We start from the raw sequence: 23,780 nt of genomic DNA on the forward strand, positions 1-23,780 counted from the left end.
TTGAAAAAACAAGCAAAAAATCCACCCAGAGCAAATCAACTCAGGGTGCGGTTATTAAAGTTCTTACCAGTGCCACCTTTATAAGAGGAGTGATGGGCATCCTGAATAAATTTTTGAAATAATAACCACCGTATACCAATATGTATAAAAAAGCATTATTGATTCTTGGCCTTGCCGGGCTGGTATCATGTAACAGTGAAAATGAAAATCCGTTTCTTATAACCTCCACTCGGGTTGGACCACTTAAGAAAGAGATCAGGATCAATCAGCTGGATTCAATTTTTAAAAACGACAGTATTGTTAGACAAACCAGCGGACCTCAGGATTTTCGATCTACAGACGAAATAAAGATCTTTGGAGAGGATGGAAAGGCATTGATGACCCTGGAACCATTGCAGGAGTTCGATTCAACAAGCACTATAGGATATATAAGAATTCTGGATCCAAGATTTGAAACCAAAGCCGGTCTTAATATCAATAGCACCTTTAAAGAGGTAATGGAAAACTACACAATTTCCAGAATAGAAAACACCATTAATTCTGCTGTGATATTTCTGGATGAGATCAATGCCTATATAACTATTGACAAGAGCCAGTTACCCTCAAATTTAAGGTATGACACAGACAGTAAGATCATGGCCTCACAAATCCCTGATGATGCAAAAATCAAATATTTCATGATCTACTGGAACTAAAAATCAAAGGTTAATACAAACCCGGAATCGTTTAATTTTTGTTAAGAAAGCTCAGGATTTTAAATCTTTAAGTACTTTTATTAGATAATCACTAACAAACTAATTATGATAAAAGTCTTAGCAATGATCATGACCGTTGGAGGTGCAATAGCACTTGTAATGGGAGTTTTAGGGATATTTGGAAGCGTCGCTTTGATGCTTAATCCCTGGGCACTTACGATACTTGGTTTTGTGTTTTTCGTCGCCGGAATTTCCATGCTGAAATACCGAAAGGATACAGATGAAGTGCAAGCCAGTTCTTAGCTAAATTCATTAGAATATTTTATACTTAAACGAAAAAAAGCTGCCATTGGCAGCTTTTTTTCGTTTTAATATTATTTAATCCACATTGTCGTGAAGAAAGGAATTGTTCTTTCTAAAATGGATCTCATTGTTATCATCCTGTTCAATACTGGTTCGGGATAACTTCCCTTCTCCCGGTTTGGAATTATCCAATTCTATCCCTGCTCTTTTATAAGCCGGCTGCTTTTCGATCTCATCAATTTGAGAGTTTCCGGTCCTGAACTTATAATTGAATTCTTTCATCTTCGCTTTACGCTCTGCAGTTCTTTGTCTAACCACTTCAGATGAAATAGGATTATCAAATGGATTATTGTCCTCTCCTGTATTTTCTCTAGCTGGAGCCGGCTCTACAGTTCTTTTTTCGAAAGCGATCGATTCATCCTTCTCTTCCTTTTTCTCAGGAGCTTTGGAGTTCTCAAGCTTTTGCTCCATTTCCATATAATCATCCAGACTATATCTCTTTACACCCTGAGCCGAGTTTTCAGTTACCGGGATAATCTCAATTGGCTCATTTACCTTGATATTACGGGTATCTTCAACCTCTTCTTCCAGTGTGTGTCTGGTCTCTTCTTCAGCTCTTACAGAACTTGAATTAACCTGCTTTTCTTCTTTTTTATTAAGCGGAATATCAAAAGTGAACATGAATTGATCTTCATTGTCATTCTGAATTTCTTCCTGTTGCTTAACTTCTTCTGAAGTGTCATTGATGATAAAATCTGAAGGATCAACTTCTTCATAAGACACATCAAGTTTTCTGGCAAATTCAGGAGTTTTTAAAGAATCATCCACCTTAGGCTTGATATTTCCAATCTCGTCAACCTCTTCTTCATTCTCGTCCAGAGTATGAACGATCTTCTCTTCTTTCTCAGGCTCAAAAGGGATTTCAGTAGCAAAATCAGGCTTAACCGGAGAGTTTGGCACCTGAGCCACAGGACCTGAATTCTTGGTGGTTAATTCCTGAACAGCTTTTTGCTCATCTTCCAGAGTATGAATGATCTTCTTGGATTCTGTATTCGTGATCTCATTTTGCTGCTCTACATCAAAACCAGTAGCAATAATAGTAACAGCAATAGCATCTTCAAGAGATTCATCTTCACCTACACCCATGATAATGTTGGCACTATGACCAGCTTCTCCCTGAATATGGTCATTTATTTCTCCAATTTCATCAATAGTGATCTCTTCATTACCAGATACAATAAGCAGTAAAACATTTTTAGCTCCGGTAATTTTGTTATCATTCAATAATGGAGAATCAAGGGCTTTCATGATCGCATCTGTAGCTCTACTAGCTCCAGATGCAGTTGCAGAACCCATAATAGCTGTACCAGAGTTACTTAATACAGTTTTTGCATCCCGCAAGTCAATGTTCTGTGTGTAGTGATGAGTTATAACTTCAGCGATACCTCTTGAAGCTGTTGCAAGCACCTCATCTGCTTTGGAGAACCCGGCTTTAAAACCAAGGTTTCCATATACCTCACGCAGTTTGTTGTTGTTGATGACAATAAGGGAATCTACATGCTTTCTCAGCCTTTCAACACCTAATTGCGCCTGCTCGTTCCTGTTTCTTCCTTCAAACTGAAAAGGAATAGTTACGATCCCAACGGTTAATATATCCAGTTCTTTCGCCTGTTTTGCAATAATTGGAGCAGCACCGGTACCGGTTCCACCACCCATTCCTGCGGTAATGAAGACCATTTTGGTATTAGAATCGAGCATTTGTTTAATATCCTCAAAACTTTCTACTGCTGCTTTCTCTCCAATTTCAGGATTAGCTCCTGCTCCAAGTCCTTCGGTTAGAGTTACCCCTAACTGAATTTTATTAGGAACCGAACTGTTCTCAAGTGCCTGGGAATCGGTGTTACAAACAACGAAATCAACCCCTTTTATTCCCAACTGGAACATGTGGTTGATGGCATTGCTTCCTCCTCCTCCTACTCCAATCACTTTGATGACATTCGATTGATTTTTCGGTAAATCGAATGAGATGTCTCCAAATTCTGTACTGCTCATAAACTCTGTTTTACTGGTTGTATTGTATCTATTTTATTCTGCGTTATCTAAGAAATCTTTAAACTTCTCGGCCCACTTATCAAAAATGCTCTTTTTAGCGACCCTTTTAGAAGTAGATTCTTCATGTTCTTCCGGCTCATGGTCATGATCCTGTTCTCCTGCATAATCACTTTCGTCCTCCACATGCTCTGAAAGATCTGCTGATTCCTGCATGTTCGACTTTCCATGCTCCAGACTATTCATCACTAATCCAACTGCGGTTGCATAAACCGGGCTGGTAGTTTCAGAATCTGTTGTACCGGCCAAATGCTCATTTGGATATCCAATTCTGGTATCCATTCCGGTAATATATTCTGCGGTTTGTTTAAGATGCTTTAATTGCGCACCTCCACCGGTTAGCACTAATCCGGCAATAAGTTTTTTCTTCTGCTCATCATGCCCGTAGTTCTTGATCTCCAGGTAAACCTGCTCAATGATCTCTACCACACGTGCATTAATGATCTTGGAAAGATTCTTAAGAGTGATCTCCTTAGGCTCTCTTCCTCGTAATCCCGGGATCGATACGATCTCGTTATCTTTATTTTCACCCGGCCATGCAGATCCAAATTTTATCTTCAATAGCTCGGCTTGTTTTTCAATAATTGAGCAACCTTCTTTGATATCCTCTGTGATCACATTTCCACCAAAAGGAATTACCGCGGTATGCCTGATGATCCCATCTTTGAAGATGGCAAGATCTGTTGTTCCACCACCTATATCGATAAGAGCAACTCCGGCTTCTTTTTCTTCCTGACTCAAAACAGCATTAGCGGATGCCAATGGTTCCAAGGTCACGGCTGAAAGTTCCAGACCGGCACTCTTAACACATCTTCCAATATTTCTAATGGATGAAACCTGACCTACCACTACGTGGAAGTTGGCTTCAAGTCTGCCTCCATACATCCCGATAGGCTCTTTGATCTCTGCCTGACCGTCAACTTTAAATTCCTGCGGAAGCACATGTATGATCTCTTCTCCGGGTAACATAACCAGTTTGTGAACCTGATTGCATAGCGTATGGATATCATCCCCATCTATAACCTCATCTGGATTTTGACGAGTGATATAATCACTGTGCTGAAGGCTTCTAATATGTTGCCCTGCAATTCCCACTACCACTTCACTAATCTTCAAGCCGCTATCGGCCTCTGCTTCCTGTATTGCCTGCTGAATAGATTGGATGGTTTGAGTGATGTTATTCACCACCCCTCTGTGAACACCTAAAGATTTAGATTTACCTATCCCGATAATCTCCACCTTCCCATATTCATTTTTGCGACCTATCATAGCCACAATCTTGGTTGTTCCAATATCTAATCCTACTGCAATATCGTTTTGTTCCATAAACTATTTTTTAGTGCATACAACCTGGTCTCCAAACTGTAGGTTCACTTTTTTGTAGGTATTTAATTTATTCTCTTTTCGTGCTTTTTTATAAAATGCTTTAAAATTGTTGAATTTTAAAGCTACGTTACTGGAATCTCCAAAATATAACTCGAAGTCCATATTTCGCAGTTCCAGTAAAAATTTTCCGCTTTTAAGCCTTCTAACTCCCGTAATGTGGTGAGTTAAAAATTTATCCCGGCGTATATGTTCTAAAACAGGATAAGCCTCAGCAACATTCGATCCGTCAAAACCAAACATTACAGGCACTCTGGCCGAATAGAATGGAGAAAGAGGCATGATCTCACCATTTTTATCTAAATAAAATGACGAATTGCCTAAAACTCTACCTATCGGTTTTCTTTGACTTACTTCCGCTTCAAGTTTGCCGTCCAAAGTGAGATAAACTTCTGCGTTTTCGATCATATTATGATTATTTAAAAGGGATTCCACCCTATTCAAATCTAAAGTTTCTTTATCTATGCTCGAGACGCTTGAATTATTTTGTATTAACAATTTATTAACCACTTCCTCAGTAACATAGAGATTTTCAGTATCGGTGAATTTTACGTTTATCTCACTGATAATCCGATACTTATGACGTTTTTCAGCAAAACCGTATAAAAACGCGACTATCACGATCAATAAAATGGGCTTTATGTAAGTAAAACTACGCTTCATTCAACAGTGAATTTTTAACGGTTTCTACTTGTTCTCCAATATCTCCGGCACCCATCATCACTACTACCTGCGAGTTTTCTTCTTTTATTTTCGACACAAGGTCTTTCTTCTCGACCAAAGCCTTATTAGGGTTCGAAATTTTATCCAGCAACCATTTTGAAGTAATCCCTTCAATTGGCATCTCTCTGGCCGGATAAATATCCAGCAAAAGCACTTTATCAAATTGAGAAAGGCTTGCTGCAAATTCGTCGGCAAAGTCACGAGTCCGGCTAAAAAGATGTGGCTGAAAAACAGCAAGTACAGTTTTCTCAGGATACATAGCTCTCACCGCCTGATGAACTGCTGAAATTTCGGTAGGGTGGTGCGCATAGTCATCTATAAGCACTAGGTTATTCGTTTTTATCTTATAATTAAATCTACGCTTAACCCCTTTAAAAGAATATAAAGCCCTGGCCAGATCTTTGGTTGGGGAACCGTATTCGATCGCCATACCCAGGGCAGTTATAGCATTCAGCAAATTATGATTGCCGGGTAGATTAAATTTTAAATTTTGGATAATTTCTGAAGGTGTTTTTAGATCAAAAACATAGGTTCCTTCTTCAATTTTAATATTGGTAGCGGAATAGTCTCCTTCTCCATTTAAACCAATTTTCAGGCCGGTTAACGGAAGATCATGCTTAATAAAAAGCTTCCCATCCGCGGGTACCCTGGCTACAAATTCTCTAAATGATTTTTCAAGCTCTTCCTTGCTGCCGTAAATGTCCAAATGATCTGCATCCATAGAAGTTACAGCAGCCAGATTAGGTGATAACTGAAGAAAAGATCTGTCAAATTCATCAGCCTCCACAACCACTACTTCATCTCCCTGCATGATAAGATTAGACTGTATATCTTCACTAATCCCGCCCAGAAATGCGGTTACTTTGGCTCCGGTCTCTTTTAAAAGATGACCTAAAATCGCGGTTGTGGTTGTTTTACCATGAGTTCCCGCTACAGCGAGACAATATTTATTGGCAGTAACCATTCCCAATAATTCGGCTCTTTTCGCGATTTGAAAACCTTCTGTTCTTAAATGATTGAACTGTTTATGATCTTTTGGTACGGCCGGAGTATAAACTATTAGTGTATTTTCAGGATCCTTCAGTATTTCTTCTGGAATAGCTTCAATTTCATCTTCAAAATTCAGAGCTATACCTTCAGCCTCCAAAGTTTTGGTAAGCTCTGAAGGTGTTTTATCATAACCACATACGTTTTTACCCTTGGCCTTAAAATATCTGGCCAGGGCACTCATTCCTATTCCACCTATCCCGATGAAATAATAATTAAGTATGTGATCCGGTTTTATCATTATTCTTTATTCACTAATTTTTCTACTTCATTCACAATTTTTGAAGTAGCATCAGGTAAAGCAAGTTTTTTAATATTACTGGCCATTTGAGCCAATCTTCGCTCATCTTTTATAAAACTGAAAAAACAGGTATCAAAACTTTCCGTCAATTCATCTTCTGTCATCATCATCGCGGCATCATGTTCAGTTACCGCCATGGCGTTCTTGGCCTGATGATTCTCTGCAACATTAGGAGATGGAATAAACAATACCGGCTTCCCAACTATACAAAGTTCAGATACGCTACCTGCACCTGCTCTGGAGATGATCACATCTGCCGCAGCATACGCAAGATCCATCCTGTTGATGAATTGCTGAACTCTCACCGATGGGGAATCATATTTTTTATACTCCTCATAGTATAATTTTCCTGTTTGCCAGATGAGCTGAATATCTTCCTCCTTGAATCTTTGCAGAAAAGTCTCGATCAAACTATTGATACGTCTTGCCCCCAGGCTTCCACCAAGGATAAGCACTGTTTTTTTATTTTTAGTGAGACCAAAATATTGATCGGCTTCCTCCCTGTTCTCACCAAGCTTTAATAAATCCTGTCTCACAGGATTACCTGTGATCACTGTTTTATTCGCAGGAAAAACTTCCTTTACTTTTTCATAAGCTGCACAAATCGTGTCGGCATATTTCGCCAGGATTTTATTAGTGATCCCCGGCAAGGAATTTTGCTCCTGAATAAGAGTAGGAATCCCATTCGAAATCGCCACTCTCAATAATGGACCACTGGCAAATCCGCCGGTTCCAATGACAATATCCGGCTTAAAATTTTTAATGATCTTTCTTGATTTAGAAAGACTGCTCATCAATTTAAAAGGGAAAATGAAATTTTTGAGACTAAAAGATCTGTCTACACCACTAATCCATAAACCTTCGATCTTATATCCAGCCTGCGGAACTTTCTCCATTTCCATACGATCCTTTGCGCCAACAAACAGGATCTCTGCCTGCGGATGCCTTTTCTTGATCTCATCTGCAATGGCAATGGCAGGATAAATATGTCCTCCTGTTCCACCTCCGGATAATATGACTCTCAAGTCCTTTTTCATATTGCTTCACTTAGAATATCAAGAGGATTCTCCTCATTCTCCAGTTCACTATTTTCAGATTCTTTTATCTCTTCTCTTTTCGCACTCACACTTAGAATAATTCCAAGAGCAATGCAGGTCATCCAAATGGAAGTTCCTCCGCTACTTACCAGCGGAAGGGTTTGACCTGTTACCGGGAATAATTCCACAGCTACTCCCATATTTATCAAAGCCTGAAAAACCACAGGCAAGCCTACTCCCATCACCACGAGCTTTCCAAAGACAGTATTAGCTTTTGTGGCTACAATTACAATCCTGAAGAGTAATAACAAGTATGCAAGCATCACTCCAAAAGCTCCGATCAATCCCATTTCTTCCACTATTATCGCATAGATAAAATCTGAAGAGGATTGAGGTAAAAAATTTCTTTGAACACTTTTTCCAATTCCTGTTCCGGTTATACCGCCCTGCGCTATGGCAATTTTTGCTTTTTCCACCTGATACTGTTCCGCCGACTCTTCATCATCGAAAAAAGTTTCGATCCTGCTGGTCCAGGTATCCACCCTGTTAGGCAAAAGACCCGGAAAAGCTTTAGCTGTAAGCACAAAAATGCTCAGCATTACGAGACCTGCAGCTACAATAGCAGCCAGATATTTTATGGGATAACCTCCCAAGAACATCAAAATCAGCGTCATACTAAAAATGATGGCCGTTGTGGAGAAATTGGCCGGCAAAATTAATATTAATACCACAAAAACCGGCAACCATAAGGGGATAATTGTCTCTTTAAATTTCACAGTTTTATCTGTGATCTTAGACAGGTATCTCGCCACATAAACCATGAGAACCACAGCTGCAAGTGTGGAAGATTGAAAGGATACATTAAGCACCGGGATACGTATCCACCTACTGGCATAAGCACCATCAATGGTAGTTCCCTGAGCAACTGTATATATCAATAATAAAATGACGACAGGAAGGAATAATATGGATATTCCCCTAAAATAATGATATGGCACTCTGTGTACTGCAAACAGGAGACAGAACCCCAACAACAGATGGAAAAAGTGCACGATCAAAAATCCCGTGGTACTTCCATCCCCGTGAAGATATGCAAGATTACTACTGGCGCTATAGACCGGCAAAAACGAAAATATTGCCAACAGTCCGGCTACAGCCCATATAACCTTATCACCTTTTAAATTTGCAAAAACATTGCTCATTATTTCTCCTTCTATCTTTGTTTATTTTCCTGAATTAATAATATCCATTCAGAATATTTCAGGAACGGTAATTATAATTTTCTAACCGCGTCTTTAAATTGTCTACCTCTGTCTTCATAATTATCAAACAGATCGAAACTTGCACAAGCCGGAGACAATAGCACATTATCACCTTTATCTGCCAACCTGTACGCAATTTTCACAGCTTCTTCCATAGAATTGGTTTCCACCACGTTCTCAACTATTTTTCCGAATGCATTTACGATCTTGGCATTATCTACTCCAAGACAAATGATCGCCTTTACTTTTTCGTTCACTAAGGGAAGCAGGTCGTCATAGACATTCCCTTTATCAACTCCACCTACGATCCAAACGGTTTCTGACTCCATGCTTTCCAGGGCATAGAAAGTAGCATTCACGTTAGTCGCTTTGGAATCGTTGATATAAAGAACATTATTGATCTTAAGAACTTTTTCAAGCCTATGCTCTACCCCCTGAAAATTCGCCATACTCTCACGTATGGTTTGTTTTCTAATTTTTAATAACTGCGATACGGTCGCCGCAGCCATGGCATTTTTAGTATTATGTTTTCCCTGAAGGGCAAGATCTGATGTTGGCATGGTAAATCTGGTATTATTAAATTTTATTACAATATTTTCATTTTCTAAATAAGCTCCATTTTCAAAGGTTTTCTCCAGTGAAAATGGCAACAACTGAGATTTTACAGGATTCTTCGCGAGCCACTCTGTAATATTTTGATCATCTGCATCATAGATGAAATAATCACTGGCAGTCTGGTTCTTTACTATTCTAAACTTTGACTCTATATAATTTTCAAGTTTATAATCATATCTATCCAAATGATCTGGCGTGATGTTGGTAAGGATGGCGATATGAGAATTAAAATTCTCGATTCCATCCAGCTGAAAACTACTTAGCTCCAGTACAAACCAGTCATGTTCCTCTTCGGCTACCATTTTGGCGTAACTGTTTCCAACATTACCGCCCATTCCCGAATTTATTCCAGCTTCTTTTAGCACATGCTGAACAAGGTTGGTCACCGTAGTTTTCCCATTACTTCCCGTAATGCCTATTACCGGAACTTGTGAAAACCAGGAAGCAAATTCGATTTCAGATAACACCTGAATCCCTTGTTTGCATAATTGCTGAATTAAAGGGGCAGTATCAGGAATACCCGGACTTTTCATTACAACCTGCGCATCAAAAATCTTTGATTCGGTATGTTGCTGGTCCTCCCATTCAATCTCATTATGTTCAAGAACTTCCCTGTATTTATCTTTTATTCTTCCTTTATCTGAAAGGAAAACCATAATTCCTTGCTTCTTCGCCAGCAATGCTGTTCCCACTCCACTTTCTCCACCACCAAGAATTGCGATCTTTTTAATTTCCACCATCTGCTTACCTAACTTTTAGAGTAACTATGGTAAGTATAGCCAGAAAGATTCCCACGATCCAGAATCTAACCACGATCTTACTTTCGTGACGCCCTTTCTTTTGATAGTGATGATGCAATGGTGACATTAGGAAAATCCTTCTACCTTCTCCATATTTCTTTTTGGTGAACTTAAACCAGCCCACCTGCATCACAACAGATAAATTCTCTATTAAAAAGATTCCGCATAAAAGAGGAATCAAAAGTTCTTTTCTTGTGGCAATAGCCAACACCGCGATAATTCCTCCAATGGTCAAACTTCCCGTATCCCCCATAAACACCTGAGCAGGGAAAGTGTTATACCATAAAAAACCAACCAGGGCACCGGCAAAAGCAGTGATAAAAATGGTCATTTCACCAGATCGTGGGATATACATGATATTCAGATAATCTGAGAATATGATGTTACCCGATACCCAGGCAAAAATTCCTAATGTAAGAACGATAATAGCCGACGATCCTGCAGCCAGACCGTCTATACCATCGGTTAAATTCGCTCCATTAGAAACCGCAGTCACGATGAATATTACAATTGGAATGAATATTAACCACGCATAATCGATAAGTCCCGGATTTATCCAGGTGATCAAACTTGAATATTCGAATTCGTTATTCTTTACAAAAGGTATGGTTGTAGTGGTATTTTTCTCTTCCGGCCCCATGTCAACTACCTCAGCGCGGGCAATAACATTCTCGGTAGGACTGGTTTCAGTCACCACTTCCTTGGTGGTAATTTGCGGGTGAAAATACATGGTACAACCCACGATCAAACCAAGCCCAACCTGACCAATTACCTTAAATATTCCTTTTAGACCTTCCTTATCTTTTTTGAAGGTTTTTATATAATCATCCAGAAATCCAATAACTCCCATCCATAGGGTAGTAATGATTAGCAGGAGTACATAAATATTTTCCAGTTTTGCAAAAAGAAGCACAGGAATTAAAGTGGCCACAATAATTATGATACCTCCCATTGTTGGAGTTCCGGCCTTTTCCGACTGACCTTTTAAACCAAGATCCCGAACACTTTCTCCAATTTGCTTTGCTCTTAAATAGTTGATGATCCTCTTTCCATAAATGGTAGATATCCCCAAGGAGAAAATGATCGCCATAGCTGAGCGGAAAGACAGGAATTCAAATAACTGAGCTCCCGGCAACTGATACTGTTCTTCTAAAAATTGAAACAGGTAATACAGCATTATTTATCAAGTTGTTTTAAGTGTTCTTTTACGATCTTAAGGTCATCAAAATCGAATCTTTCTCCGTTTATTTCCTGATAGGTCTCATGGCCTTTCCCGGCAATAAGTATAATATCGTTTGCACCCGCTAATTGGCAAGCCAGCTTGATAGCCTGTTTGCGATTGATGACATTCATAGTCTTTTTAAAGTGCTGCGGCTCTACTCCCGCTTCAACCTCTTCAATGATCTTTTCCGGATCTTCTGTACGCGGATTGTCACTGGTAAAAATCGCCCGGGAACTTAAAGCAGCAGCGATATTTCCCATTTTTGGCCTTTTGGTCTTATCTCTGTCACCACCACAACCAACAACAGTGATCAGGTTTTCGTTTTTAGTCCGGATACTGTTAATAGTCTCAAGTACATTCTTCAAAGCATCAGGCGTATGAGCATAGTCAACTATTGCCGTTACCTTTTCCTTTTCTGAAATCACATACTGAAACCTGCCGTTAACCGAATTCAGATCACTTATAATTCTTAATATCTCCAGGGTTTTCAATCCAAGAAGATCTGCCGTGGCATAAATTGCCAGCACATTATAAGCGTTGAAATTCCCTATTAGGCGAGTCCACAATTCCTGCTCATCTATCTTTAGAAGCAGGCCTGTGAAATTATTTTCAAGGATCTGAGCTTTATAATCGGCAAAGGATTTTAAAGCATAAGTATATTTTTTAGCTCTTGTATTCTGAAGCATCACTGCTCCATTCTTATCATCTGTATTTACAAGCGCAAAAGCCTTTGAAGGTAATTCATCAAAAAACCTCTTTTTTACATCCCTGTATTCGGCAAAATCTTTATGATAATCTAAATGATCGTGGGAAAGGTTTGTAAATATTCCCCCGGCAAAGGTCAATGCCGTAGTTCTATGTTGATCGATCCCATGCGAACTAACTTCCATAAAACAGAATTCCACCCCTGCATCGTTCATATCCCGCAGGTAAGAATTGATAGTGATAGAATCTGGAGTCGTACGAATTGCCGAAAACTCTTCATCCCCCACCATCACTTTTACAGTAGAGAGCAATCCACATTTGAATCCGGCTTTAGAAAACAGGTCAAATAATAAAGTTGCAATGGTAGTTTTCCCGTTGGTTCCGGTTACCCCTACTAGTTTTAATTTATCTGAAGGATCATCAAAATAATTCGCTGAAATATAAGCAAGAGCTTTTTTCGAGTCCTTTACTTCTATATAAGTAACCCCATTCACTTTCTCCTTTGGCAGCTCTTCACATACTATAGCCAGAGCACCCTGATTCTCTGCATTCTTAATAAAATCATGACCATCTGAGAGCGTTCCTCTTATAGCCACAAAAACATCATTAAGTTTCACCTTCCTGGAGTCAAAATGAATATAGTTTACAGTCACCCCGGTATCTCCGGTTACCGATAACATATTTACCTTGTAAAGTATATCCTTTAAAACTTTCATCTAACTTAATTCCAGTTTGATAGTTTGATTATTATTTAGTTTTTGACCGGCAGAAACAGATTGTCTCTTCACCTTTCCATTCCCATGGATCTTAACTTCCAATCCTAAGTTTTCAAGAAGGGAGACAGCATCCATTGCCGGCATCCCGGTTACATCTGGCATCAACAATTTCTCGTTCTCCAACTTGGCATAATAAGCCTCGTAATTGGATTGTACTTTTTCGTCTTCCACTTCCAGGCCTTCCAGCTCTTCAGTAATAGGAGTATCAGTATATATTTTACGAGCAATATCCTTGAATACAGGTGCCGCTACGATATTCCCATAGTATCCTTTTCTGCGGTTTGGCTTATGGATAACCACTATACAGGAATATTTAGGGTCTTCTGCAGGGAAATATCCTGCGAAAGAAGCGATATATCTACCCGGCTCGATCCAGTATTCTGTTTGACAAGTCCCGGTTTTCCCGGCCATGGAAAAGTTCTCTGTATAAATATTTGCCGCTGTTCCTCTTTCCACCGTATTTTTCATCATTTCGCGAACTTTCGCAGCAGTCTCCGGAGAACAGATAGATGGGTTCATCACCTTTTTATCCATGGTGATCACCGGTTTATCACGGTCTTTTACCGCTCTGATAAATCTTGGCTTTACCATTTCGCCATCATTGGCAATTGCATTGTAAAAAGTTAGAGTTTGCAGCGGAGTAAGGGAGACCCCATATCCAAAGGCCATCCACGGCAAGCTCAAACCATTCCAGTCTTTGTCTTGTGGGTGAGGAATTCGGGGGGATCCCTCACCCTTGATTTCAAGACCAATTTTCTGGTTAAGTCCCATTGAATAAAGTCGATCAACAAATTTTGAAGGATTGTTCTTATATCCTTCTGTGATCATTTTTGTAAATGCTGTATTGGAAGAAACTTCAAAAGCTTTTGCTGCTGAAATCTTTCCGTAGCCACCATGATGCGAATCCCGCACCGGGCGTCCATAATATCTTACCACTCCTTTTTCGGTATCCAGAACATCGCTGGTATCGATCACCTTATCTTCCAAAGCGGCGACCATGGCCATCAACTTAAAAGTTGAACCCGGCTCATGTGCTTCGTACACCGCATAATTTCTTTTTTCGAAATAAGTACCTTCAGCTGTTCTTCCAAGATTTGAAACCGCTTTGATCTCTCCGGTTTTAGTCTCCATTACGATAACAGTCCCATGATCTGCTTCAAAATATTCCAATTGACGCAACAGAGAATGGTGCGCGATATCCTGAATATTCACATCGATGGTAGAGATAACATCCAGCCCATCTTTCGGCTCCATTTCATTATTATCGCTAATTGGCTTCCATTGACCTTTGGCGATCTTCTGTTTTAACCTTCTCCCATCTGTTCCTCTCAGGTAATTACTAAATGCACCTTCAAGTCCCACTCTGGTGAAATATCCGTTTTCATCACGCCTTTCATAACCAACCGTACGCTCGCCCATTTTCCCTAATGGATGTTCTCTAACCGTACTTTGCTCAGTGATCATCCCTCCTTTATAGGTACCTAAATTGAACATTGGAAAACTCTTGATCTTCATATAATCTGAATACCCAAGGTTTTTGGCTATAAGCACATAACGCTGACCGTTGGCACGGGCAGTTCTTAATTTTTGAGAATAGTAGGTAGGAGTCCGCCCAAGCATCTTTGAAAGCTTCTGACTTAACGGACCGATATTTTCTTCGAAATTTTTATCTGATACAGTTACTGCATCGAATCGAATATCATATTTAGGAACAGAGGTAGCCAGCAAATTCCCATTCACATCATATAAATTCCCGCGGTTGGCCGGAATCTTAAAATTTCTCAGGGTACGTTCTTCAGCAAGACTTTTGTAATGCTCACCATGAACAAACTGGATGTTAAGCAACTTAACCCCAACTGCTAACGCAAAAAGGAAGAGACAGCCTGCCACGAAATACAAACGATTCAGGATGTTTTTTTCGGTTGTCGCCATTGAGGGTTATTCTTTAATTATCACTCTTATTTTATTGGGCGGGGTATCTGAAGGCCCAACCCCTTTTTCTGCCATTCTATCTGTAATGGTAGACTCCATTTTTATCTTCATTAGAGATGAACGTCTTTCGATATGTTCACTTCTAAGCTCTCTTACCTCATTACTCAGTTTAGCGATTTGATGAACTTTCTTTTCAGCATTATGAGAACTTGCGATCATTATAATTGCCAGGATGGTACAAAAAACTATAAACCTCCAGTTCTTAACCGCATCTTCACTTATAAGAAAGTTAGCCTTCAGTAAATTATAAAATCCTTTTTTCATGATCTCCTATAACTTTCGCGCAACTCGCAACTTGGCACTTCTGGCCCGGTTATTCGCTTTGATCTCTTCAGCTGATGGGACGATCAATCCACTTACCTTCTTAAAGGGAACTGAAATATTCCCGTACATATCCTTTTCCGGCTCTCCTTCAAACAAACCACTCCTTATATATCGCTTAACCAGTCTATCTTCCAGAGAATGGTAACTGATCAAACTCAATCTCCCACCTTCTTTCAAAATCTCTTCAGTTTGCAATAAGAACTCTTTTAGAACTTCTATCTCCTGATTCACTTCTATTCGAATCGCCTGATATATCTGAGCCAGTATTTTATTTTCCTTCCCGCGGAACAAAAACGGTTTCAACAACTCATTTAATTGTTCACTGGTTTCAATTCTGCTTTCTTTTCTCGCCTCTACAATTACACGGGCCAGTTTTGGCGCGTTTTTTAAATCGGCGTAAGCGTAGAAAAGTTTTTTTAACTGCTCCTCTTCATATTCATTAATCACTTCATAAGCGCTTAGCTTATCTCCCTGATTCATTCTCATATCCAGTTTCGCATCGAATCTGGTTGAAAAACCTCTTTCTGCTTCGTTGAACTGATGAGAAGAAACTCCGAAATCACCCAGAATCCCATCCACTTTTTTCACCCCGTAAAACCTAAGAAATCGCTTAAGAAATCTGAAGTTTTCGTTTATTAGGGTAAAGCGTTCATCTTCGATTTTATTCTCCAGCGCATCCTTATCCTGATCAAAGGCGTATAATTTTCCATTAGGCCCAAGCCTTGTAAGGATTTCACGGGAGTGCCCTCCACCACCAAAAGTCACATCCACGTAAACACCATCTGGTTTGATATCCAGACCATCTACTGTTTCTTTAAGCAGTACAGGATTATGATATTCCATTAAATTCTTCGTTGCCCATTACTTCTTCTGCCAGGTCTCCAAAATCACCTGATGCAGCCTCAATGGTATTTTCATATTTATTTTTATCCCAGATCTCCACGATGTTTATTGCTGAGGAAAGCACGATCTCTTTCTGAATTCCGGCAAAATCAACCAGATCTTTAGGAATCAATAATCGACCATTTCCATCTACCTCAACTGTTTTTACACCGGCGGTAAACCTTCTAATAAAATCGTTGTTCTTCTTGATAAACCTGTTTAGCTTGTTCATTTTAGCCATTAAAACATTCCATTGCTCCATAGGATACAGCTCCAGACAATCCTGAAAAACTGCCCGCTTTATCACGAAGCCGTCCTGAAGAACCGGTGACAATTGCTTTTTCAACGCCGAAGGGACCATAAGACGGCCCTTTGAGTCTACTTTGCATTCGTATGTTCCAATGAGATTTACCACAAACTTTTATTACAAAGTCAAATATATTGAATTTTATACCACATTTTACCACTTTCTACCACAATGTTGATAAGTTTTACCACTGTATGTATTTGAAAACCTTTGAAATAGCCCTATTTACTTATGCTTCAGGAATTTGAAATCCTAATAAGATTTGTGGATAATTCCCACATTGGTTTTTAGGAAATCCAATACTTCCCACAGCACAGAAAAGCAATGGCAGTTACGCAAAAATGATTATACTTGTATCGAAATCGCTATATTTGCGATTGCTAACCGCAAAGGCTATCAATGAAAGATCACTTAAGGCAAGAGGGAAAATTCACATATCTTGAGAAAGGCGAAGGAACTCCAATTGTTATTCTTCACGGATTAATGGGAGGCCTAAGTAACTTTGACGGGGTGGTGAATTACTTCCCTGAGAAAGGCTACAAGGTCGTTATCCCGGAATTGCCCTTATATTCCATGTCACTTTTAAAAACCAGTGTTGGAACATTTGCAAAATATTTAAAGGAATTTTTAGATTATAAAGGTTATAAAGATGTGATCCTGCTTGGGAATTCCCTGGGGGGACATATTGCTCTTTTAGCGACCAAAATGTACCCCGAATCTGTACAGGCTCTGGTTATAACCGGAAGTTCGGGATTGTATGAGAATGCGATGGGCGAAAGCTATCCGCGTCGTGGAGATTATGATTTTATAAAAAAGAAGGCTCAGGCTGTTTTTTATGATCCGGAAATTGCCACTAAAGAAATCGTGGATGAAGTTTATGAAACTGTAAGTGACAGGAATAAACTTGTAAAAACGCTTGCCATTGCAAAAAGTGCCATTCGTCACAACATGGCGAAGGACTTACCAAAGATGCACACTCAAACCTGTATTATTTGGGGAAAAAATGATACTGTGACTCCACCGGAGGTAGCGGAGGATTTTCAACGATTACTCCCGGATTCAGATCTTTACTGGATAGACAAATGTGGCCATGCTGCTATGATGGAACATCCGGAAGAATTTAATAAGCTACTACACGCCTGGTTCACAGAACGAGGAATTTAAAATACTTCTTATGAAGATCAAGACTGCTGAATTTGTGGTGAGCAACTCAAAAGTGGACCTTTGCCCAAACAGCTCGTTACCAGAATATGCTTTTATTGGCCGTAGTAATGTGGGAAAATCTTCCCTTATCAACATGCTAACCGGTAGAAAATCTCTGGCTAAAACTTCGGCGAAGCCCGGAAAAACTCAGTTGATCAATCATTTTCTTATAAATGACAATTGGCATCTCGTGGATCTTCCCGGATATGGATATGCACAGGTTTCCAAATCCACCAAAAGAGTTTTTCAGAAATTCATCACCGCCTATTTCGAAAAAAGGAAACAGATGGTTTGCGCGTTTGTTCTGATTGACTCCAGACACAAACCTCAACCTATAGACATGGAATTCATGCAATGGATGGGACAGAATGCTGTACCTTTTTGCATAATTTTCACCAAGGCTGACAAATTAAAACCAAAGGTTCTTGATGAAAATATTGAGAACTATAAAGCTGAAATGCTTGAAACCTGGGAAGAAATGCCGGAATATTTTATCACCTCGGCAACAGCAGGTGAAGGTAAAGATTCAGTTTTGGAATATATAGATGGCATCAACCAACAGCTGGGTAAAAATCAATCTTATTAAATCCTGTTTTTCAGCTTCTCGATAAGCTCTCCTGTGGATTGAATTTTATTCAACTCCGGCTTTGAGACTACTACTTCAAGTCCTTTCGCAGTTTGCCCCAGAATGATTGGATACTCGAACTTATGCCCGAATTTTGACGCATAGGTTTTCTGAAACTCATCTCTATGGAGAAATTCTGTATCAACATCGAGGGAATCCCTAAATTCTCTCCAGGTTTTATTTTCCTGCAACAAGCCGAAGGTTAGCTCACATAATTTACAGTCATAAGTTGATGGACTCAATACCTTATGCATTGAATCCATCAGGGCATTCAGTTTACCGGATTGCGCATTATAAACAAAGATCAGCTTTTCCAATTAGCTTTTTTTGATCTCGGTTTTTTCAGCAAAATAATCACAAAAGTCTTTCATAGTATCCCTCATCTTATCATCCTGAGTTGCGCGATAATAAGTGTCACTCATGGAAACCAAAGTCTGGTGAAAAAATTTCTTCATTTCATCAACCGGCATTTCCTTGGTCCAAAGATCGATCCTCAAGGTCTCCTGCTCTTTACTATCCCAAACAGATAACATCAAAGCCTTAGCCTCTTCCTTATATACATTCCCATCCTGGGCACTCCACGTAATATTTTCTGGCACATGATTTTCATCTGTTACCACTTCTATGTTTATTTCAGACTTTTTAAATTGAGACATTATTTCTTTGGTTTAAAATTCGAATTCTTAAAAATTTCCTCGGCAGGAGTTCTCAGCATTTGCTTTATGGATACTTCATTTCGCTCCATATAAGCATCAACGATTCTCCAACCTATATACTGACCTAATCTGGAAGGAGATTCAGCATCCAGTTGTAAATAGAATTTTGAAAAAGGCGCAGGGTATAGAAAACGGGTATAAAGTTGAGAATCTGTATCGTAAAGCACTTCATTTTCTATAAAATACCTCCAAATCTGGTCTTCATTGCTTTCTGCCCAGACCAGCTCATCCTCTGTATATCCCATCAACTCCGCTCTGGATTTAGATGGTAGAAACTGTTCTTTTAAATATAAAATCTTTCCGTAATGCAACATATGAGAAAGAAAGGTTCTACTATCCGGCTTAGGAACAAACTCCCGGGATATTTCCTCTGCCGCATCAACTACTATCTGATTTTTAGTAAAATTCTTCTTCAGGAATTCCTGGATTCCAACATAAAATTTATGATCGGCTCCTAAATAAGTATCAAGAGATACCAGCAAAAAATCACCTGTATAAATCACTTTATTTTTATAATCCACTTCAGAAGTTAGTGTGATTACATCAGGTACAGAAAATTCAGGAAAGTAATATTTTACGTGTTGGAACAAACTTTGAAATTCGGCCTCTTCATTTTCCATTTGTGGAAATGCCTTGTAAACCTCGGCATTGAGTTCCTGTTGTATTGAATCCTGAAGTTTTTCCACCCAAACACTATCAGGAAATTGGGCAGGGAACAAATATGGGTAGTTACTTTGCAGAGCCTTTAAATTCTCGGGGGTTGCCTGAGCAAATTCCCGATCAAATCTTTTCAATTCAAAATCCACTTCCACCTTTTCAATTTCTTCCTCTCTGTGAGAATTCTCATTACAGGAAAATAAGACTGTAAGAAAAATAAGGATCCAAAATTTCTTCAACATAGGTTTCAATTAGGAAGGCTTTAACGCCTGTATCTTTTAAAAATTGGGTTTATGTGTTAGATTTGTGTGGCAAAGGTATTACTTAGAAACTAAATCACCCAATATTATGCAAACCGAAAAAGTCGCAGATCACATTATAAACTGGCTAAAAAATTATGCAACCAAAGCCAATATGAATGGCTTTGTAGTTGGGGTTAGTGGGGGGATTGACTCTGCCGTTGTATCTACCTTATGCGCAAAAACCGGGCTTGATACATTATGTTTAGAGATGCCTATTCACCAACACGCGAGCCACATTACCCGTGCCCGCAAGCACATTGAAGCATTAGAGCATAATTTTGCCAATGTGAGCAGTGTGGAAACCAATCTTACCCCTGTCTTTGAGGATTTTAAAAAAGCAATGCCTCAGGAAAGAAAATTTGAAACTCTTGATCTAACATTGGCCAACACCCGAGCGCGTTTACGCATGACAACGCTTTATTATTTTGCCGGACTGCATAAATATTTAGTAGCAGGAACCGGAAATAAAATTGAAGATTTTGGAATAGGTTTTTATACCAAATACGGTGATGGTGGTGTAGATTTAAACCCTATTGCAGATCTCCTAAAAAGTGAAGTTTACGATCTTGGTAATCATCTTAACATAATTGAAGAGATTGTTACGGCCGCTCCTACTGATGGTCTATTTGGCGACAGCCGAAGCGATGAGGAACAAATTGGAGCTTCATACGACGAATTGGAATGGGCGATGAAAAATCATGATGAAGGGAAAACCGCCGATGATTTCGAAGGCAGGAATAAAGAAGTCTTTGAAATTTACAGCAGGCTAAATTCGGCGAATCAACATAAAATGAATCCTATCCCTGTATGCAATATACCCGTTCATCTAAAGAAATAGTCTTCTTGTCGAATTTGTGAGCCTCAATTCCGTTTTCAAGGGGCAAAGCAGTATTTTAGGTTAATTAAACTAAACTCAGCGAGTTACCCCCGGACTTGTTTTTAACTTAAAATCATGTATCGAGTATTAATAGCAGACCACCACCCTATCATTCTGGAAGGAGTGAAATGTGTACTTCAAAACAATCCAGCTCTCCAGGTAACGGGACGAGTAAGCAGTGGAACACAACTATTTAGTCAGTTGGAAACCGACGCTCCTGATGTTTTGATCGTAGAATTAGACCTTCCTCAAATTAATGGAATTAATGCGATAAGACGCATTAAACAAGAGTTCCCGGAAGTTAAAACTTTAATTTTTAGCTCGCATCCCGAAGAAATGTATGCCCTAAGTGCTATTAAAGCAGGAGCGGCAGGATACATTTCCAAACACAGTGACAATGAAACTCTGGAAAAAGCAATTTACCAGGTTGCACGTGGCGGAATTTACCTCAACAGGAAGATTACCGAGAAACTTAATTCAGGAATTTCCAGAGGTAAGAGTTTGATTACAAAGTTTAAAAAGCTCTCTACCAGGGAAACAGAAGTCTTAAACCTCCTGTCTTCAGGTAAAAGAAATAAGGATATTGCGGAAGCTTTAGACATTAACGAGAAAACGGTAAGCACTTATAAAACAAGACTGCTTAAAAAACTGAAGGTTGATAATGTAGCAGACCTAATTACTCAGTCAAGATTACTGCAATTAAATACTACATAACACGCCCTAGCCTGTCTGAAAGGATAGTACTTAAGCTCGTATAACTCATAATTTCCTGGATCATTTCGGTTCTGTTTTCTTCAGAATCCACATCTTTCATTGCCTCTACCAACTCGTTGATCTTCTGGCTCACCAAATAGCGCCTTAAGGAAAGTATGGTTTGAGTCACGTATTGAGATATACCCTGTTCTTTTTTCTTGACTGGGATATCATGTCTTTCCCAGTCGTGAAGTTCATATTGCTCTTCTTCCATGAGAATATCGGTAAGCTTGATGGCCTGAGATTTTTCTAGATCATTGATGATCATCTCCACCCCAAATTCATCTTCACTATTCATTTTTTCTATAAGCAGTAAAAACAACTCTTTAAAATCCTCGTTTGTAAATTCAATTTCGTCATCCTGCAGATCCAGAAAGATCTTTTCAAAGACTCTGGCTTTTTGAACTTCTGACTCATAAACCATTTCTCCCTGTTCATTCTGCTTTAGGATAATATCGTGAAATTCACTTTCTTCTTTTCCATACAGCACAAGTAAACTTATGATCTTTCGCTCCAGTTCATAAAGCTGATCTACTTTTTTCTTTGGAGCCGAGGTTTCCTTAACCACCTGCATATTTTTAGCAGGTTTTGCAGAAGTATTGGAATCCTTATTTTCTATTTGCGCAAGAGTAGCATACAGGACATCTTCAGAAATATCCATTATTCTGGAACATTCCTGCAAATAGACTTCCCTTTGAATATTATCCGGAATTTTGGAAATACTGTTAACCATATCCCTGATCAAACCAGCCTTTTTAACCGGATCACTTTTGGATTCGTCCATAAGCAACGAAGCCTTATAAGTGATAAAATCATGGGAATTCTCCTGAAGGTATTCTCTTAATTCATTTTCTGAATTTGCACGAGCGAAACTGTCGGGATCCTCTCCTTCAGGAAAAGGACACACTTTTACGTTCATCCCCTGCTCAAGGATAAGATCTATTCCACGAAGCGAAGCCCTTGTCCCTGCTGCATCCCCATCGAATAAAACAGTAATGTTTTTGGTCAACCTGTTGATTAACCTGATCTGCTCCGGAGTAAGGGCAGTCCCGGAAGAAGAAACCGTATTTTCAATTCCGCTTTGATGGAACTGGATCACATCTGTATAGCCTTCTACCAAATAGCAATTATCCTCTTTGGCAATTGCTTGTTTTGCGTAATAAATTCCATAAAGGACTTTGCTCTTATGGTAAATATCACTTTCCGGCGAATTAAGATATTTGGCGGCTTTCTTAGTATTGGAAAGAATTCTTCCTCCAAAACCAAGAACCCTACCGGACATGGAGTGAATAGGGAACATCACTCTTCCCTTAAATCTGTCGAACTTTTTATTTTCCTTGACTATGGTTAACCCGGTCTTCTCCAGATAATTTAACTGATATCCATCGTCCAGGGCAGCCTTTGTAAAAACTTCCCAATCATCGGGGGAATATCCAAGGTCGAATTTTTTAATTGTTTCAGGAGTGAAACCTCGTTCCTTAAAATAGCTTAATCCAATTGCCTGACCTTCATCAGTCTCGTGCATTCGCTTTTGAAAGAACTTATTGGCATATTCAGAAACAAGATACATGCTCTCCTTCTCATTCGCCTGTTCTTTTTGCTCATCGCTTTGCTGGGTCTCCTCGATCTCTATCCCGTATTTTTTTGCGAGGTAACGAATTGCTTCCGGGTAAGTGAAATGCTCATGCTCCATTAGAAAAGCCACTACATTCCCTCCTTTTCCGCTACTAAAATCCTTCCAGATTTGCTTTACAGGAGAAACCATAAAACTTGGGGAGCGTTCATCTGTAAAAGGACTGAGGCCCTTCATATTACTCCCTGATTTCTTTAACTGTACAAAATCACCAATAACTTCTTCTACCCGGGCAGTTTCAAATACATTATCTATGGTGGTTCTTGAGATCAATTCTATTCAGATTTAATGGGTGGAAATTACAAAAAAGATAAGGCTTTAAAAACGGAACCTCCAATTTTAAAGCCTTGCAAATTTACAATATAAATGGCTAATTAATCCACATCGAATCTTAAGCCAAGTGACACATTATGTATCTCTGCATTTGGCTCTTTGAACAAAGGGTTAAGATCGTATTTCGCATAAAGGGTTGCTCCGCCCCATCCCATATAACCACTAAGACCATACACGAAATCGTTCGTATTGTAATCT

At 39.3% G+C, this 23,780-nt stretch carries 23 protein-coding genes; 6 read left to right on the top strand and 17 right to left on the bottom strand.

Going from position 1 to position 23,780, the window contains the following annotated elements; genetic code table 11:
* The first annotated feature begins 140 nt into the window (after window positions 1–140).
* Both ACNKXV_RS03000 and ACNKXV_RS03005 read left to right on the top strand, forming a co-directional pair.
* Window positions 141–695, top strand: a complete 555-nt coding sequence (locus tag ACNKXV_RS03000) for a hypothetical protein (RefSeq protein WP_417906214.1) — start codon at window positions 141–143, stop codon at window positions 693–695.
* Window positions 696–800: 105 nt separating this feature from the next.
* Window positions 801–998 (top strand): hypothetical protein, encoded by a 198-nt coding sequence (locus ACNKXV_RS03005; RefSeq protein ID WP_417906215.1) that lies wholly within the window; start codon window positions 801–803, stop codon window positions 996–998.
* A 75-nt stretch (window positions 999–1,073) separates the two neighbouring features.
* On the opposite strand, the gene ftsZ is transcribed toward ACNKXV_RS03005, so the two are convergent.
* From ftsZ to mraZ, 13 genes are all read right to left on the bottom strand, one after another.
* Window positions 1,074–3,050, bottom strand: a complete 1,977-nt coding sequence (gene ftsZ / locus ACNKXV_RS03010) for a cell division protein FtsZ (RefSeq protein WP_417906216.1) — start codon at window positions 3,048–3,050, stop codon at window positions 1,074–1,076.
* A gap of 33 nt (window positions 3,051–3,083) precedes the next feature.
* Window positions 3,084–4,433, bottom strand: coding sequence for a cell division protein FtsA (ftsA, locus tag ACNKXV_RS03015; RefSeq protein WP_417906217.1), 1,350 nt, complete (start codon window positions 4,431–4,433; stop codon window positions 3,084–3,086).
* 3 nt (window positions 4,434–4,436) lie between these two features.
* On the bottom strand, window positions 4,437–5,153 hold the full coding sequence (locus tag ACNKXV_RS03020) for a cell division protein FtsQ/DivIB (RefSeq protein WP_417906218.1): 717 nt from the start codon (window positions 5,151–5,153) through the stop codon (window positions 4,437–4,439).
* Window positions 5,143–6,501 carry a UDP-N-acetylmuramate--L-alanine ligase gene (gene murC, locus ACNKXV_RS03025; RefSeq protein WP_417906219.1) on the bottom strand — a complete coding sequence of 453 codons (1,359 nt, stop codon included), beginning with the start codon at window positions 6,499–6,501 and terminating at the stop codon, window positions 5,143–5,145. The genes ACNKXV_RS03020 and murC overlap by 11 nt, the downstream gene beginning before the upstream one ends.
* The gene (murG, locus tag ACNKXV_RS03030) at window positions 6,501–7,598 is read right to left on the bottom strand and encodes an undecaprenyldiphospho-muramoylpentapeptide beta-N-acetylglucosaminyltransferase (RefSeq protein WP_417906220.1); all 1,098 of its coding nucleotides are present in this window, start codon (window positions 7,596–7,598) and stop codon (window positions 6,501–6,503) included. Before murG ends, murC begins: the two co-directional genes overlap by 1 nt.
* Window positions 7,595–8,800, bottom strand: coding sequence for an FtsW/RodA/SpoVE family cell cycle protein (locus tag ACNKXV_RS03035; RefSeq protein ID WP_417906221.1), 1,206 nt, complete (start codon window positions 8,798–8,800; stop codon window positions 7,595–7,597). Before ACNKXV_RS03035 ends, murG begins: the two co-directional genes overlap by 4 nt.
* A gap of 71 nt (window positions 8,801–8,871) precedes the next feature.
* The gene (gene murD / locus ACNKXV_RS03040) at window positions 8,872–10,215 is read right to left on the bottom strand and encodes a UDP-N-acetylmuramoyl-L-alanine--D-glutamate ligase (RefSeq protein WP_417906222.1); all 1,344 of its coding nucleotides are present in this window, start codon (window positions 10,213–10,215) and stop codon (window positions 8,872–8,874) included.
* 4 nt (window positions 10,216–10,219) lie between these two features.
* Entirely contained in the window at window positions 10,220–11,452 is a 1,233-nt protein-coding gene (gene mraY / locus ACNKXV_RS03045; protein WP_417906223.1) for a phospho-N-acetylmuramoyl-pentapeptide-transferase, read from the bottom strand.
* Window positions 11,452–12,918 carry a UDP-N-acetylmuramoyl-L-alanyl-D-glutamate--2,6-diaminopimelate ligase gene (locus ACNKXV_RS03050; protein ID WP_417906224.1) on the bottom strand — a complete coding sequence of 489 codons (1,467 nt, stop codon included), beginning with the start codon at window positions 12,916–12,918 and terminating at the stop codon, window positions 11,452–11,454. Before ACNKXV_RS03050 ends, mraY begins: the two co-directional genes overlap by 1 nt.
* Window positions 12,919–14,910 (bottom strand): penicillin-binding protein, encoded by a 1,992-nt coding sequence (locus tag ACNKXV_RS03055; protein ID WP_417906225.1) that lies wholly within the window; start codon window positions 14,908–14,910, stop codon window positions 12,919–12,921.
* Window positions 14,911–14,916: 6 nt separating this feature from the next.
* On the bottom strand, window positions 14,917–15,234 hold the full coding sequence (locus ACNKXV_RS03060) for an FtsL-like putative cell division protein (RefSeq protein WP_417906226.1): 318 nt from the start codon (window positions 15,232–15,234) through the stop codon (window positions 14,917–14,919).
* Window positions 15,235–15,240: 6 nt separating this feature from the next.
* Window positions 15,241–16,137 carry a 16S rRNA (cytosine(1402)-N(4))-methyltransferase RsmH gene (gene rsmH, locus ACNKXV_RS03065; RefSeq protein ID WP_417906227.1) on the bottom strand — a complete coding sequence of 299 codons (897 nt, stop codon included), beginning with the start codon at window positions 16,135–16,137 and terminating at the stop codon, window positions 15,241–15,243.
* Window positions 16,124–16,591, bottom strand: coding sequence for a division/cell wall cluster transcriptional repressor MraZ (mraZ, locus tag ACNKXV_RS03070; protein ID WP_417906228.1), 468 nt, complete (start codon window positions 16,589–16,591; stop codon window positions 16,124–16,126). Before mraZ ends, rsmH begins: the two co-directional genes overlap by 14 nt.
* Before the next feature lie 291 nt (window positions 16,592–16,882).
* Between mraZ and ACNKXV_RS03075 the strand changes: the two genes are divergently transcribed.
* Together ACNKXV_RS03075 and yihA are read left to right on the top strand one after the other, a co-directional pair.
* Entirely contained in the window at window positions 16,883–17,647 is a 765-nt protein-coding gene (locus tag ACNKXV_RS03075; RefSeq protein WP_417906229.1) for an alpha/beta fold hydrolase, read from the top strand.
* 10 nt (window positions 17,648–17,657) lie between these two features.
* Complete coding sequence (yihA, locus tag ACNKXV_RS03080; protein ID WP_417906230.1) at window positions 17,658–18,272, top strand: ribosome biogenesis GTP-binding protein YihA/YsxC; 615 nt, start codon at window positions 17,658–17,660, stop codon at window positions 18,270–18,272.
* On the opposite strand, the gene ACNKXV_RS03085 is transcribed toward yihA, so the two are convergent.
* From ACNKXV_RS03085 to gldB, 3 genes are read right to left on the bottom strand one after another with little or no spacing between them, the layout of a single operon-like run.
* The gene (locus tag ACNKXV_RS03085) at window positions 18,269–18,628 is read right to left on the bottom strand and encodes a GTPase (RefSeq protein ID WP_417906231.1); all 360 of its coding nucleotides are present in this window, start codon (window positions 18,626–18,628) and stop codon (window positions 18,269–18,271) included. The genes yihA and ACNKXV_RS03085 overlap by 4 nt on opposite strands.
* Window positions 18,629–18,967, bottom strand: coding sequence for a gliding motility protein GldC (gene gldC / locus ACNKXV_RS03090; protein WP_417906232.1), 339 nt, complete (start codon window positions 18,965–18,967; stop codon window positions 18,629–18,631).
* Window positions 18,967–19,926 carry a gliding motility lipoprotein GldB gene (gldB, locus tag ACNKXV_RS03095; protein ID WP_417906233.1) on the bottom strand — a complete coding sequence of 320 codons (960 nt, stop codon included), beginning with the start codon at window positions 19,924–19,926 and terminating at the stop codon, window positions 18,967–18,969. The genes gldC and gldB overlap by 1 nt, the downstream gene beginning before the upstream one ends.
* 106 nt (window positions 19,927–20,032) lie before the next feature.
* Here gldB and nadE point away from each other — a divergent pair, with 106 nt between their 5' ends.
* Window positions 20,033–20,824 (top strand): NAD(+) synthase, encoded by a 792-nt coding sequence (gene nadE, locus ACNKXV_RS03100; protein WP_417906234.1) that lies wholly within the window; start codon window positions 20,033–20,035, stop codon window positions 20,822–20,824.
* Window positions 20,825–20,938: 114 nt separating this feature from the next.
* Window positions 20,939–21,577 carry a response regulator gene (locus ACNKXV_RS03105; protein ID WP_417906235.1) on the top strand — a complete coding sequence of 213 codons (639 nt, stop codon included), beginning with the start codon at window positions 20,939–20,941 and terminating at the stop codon, window positions 21,575–21,577.
* On the opposite strand, the gene dnaG is transcribed toward ACNKXV_RS03105, so the two are convergent.
* Complete coding sequence (dnaG, locus tag ACNKXV_RS03110) at window positions 21,570–23,522, bottom strand: DNA primase (RefSeq protein WP_417906236.1); 1,953 nt, start codon at window positions 23,520–23,522, stop codon at window positions 21,570–21,572. The genes ACNKXV_RS03105 and dnaG overlap by 8 nt on opposite strands.
* Window positions 23,523–23,780 lie beyond the last annotated feature (258 nt).

Source organism: Christiangramia aquimixticola, assembly GCF_048285835.1.
Lineage (GTDB): Bacteria > Bacteroidota > Bacteroidia > Flavobacteriales > Flavobacteriaceae > Christiangramia > Christiangramia aquimixticola.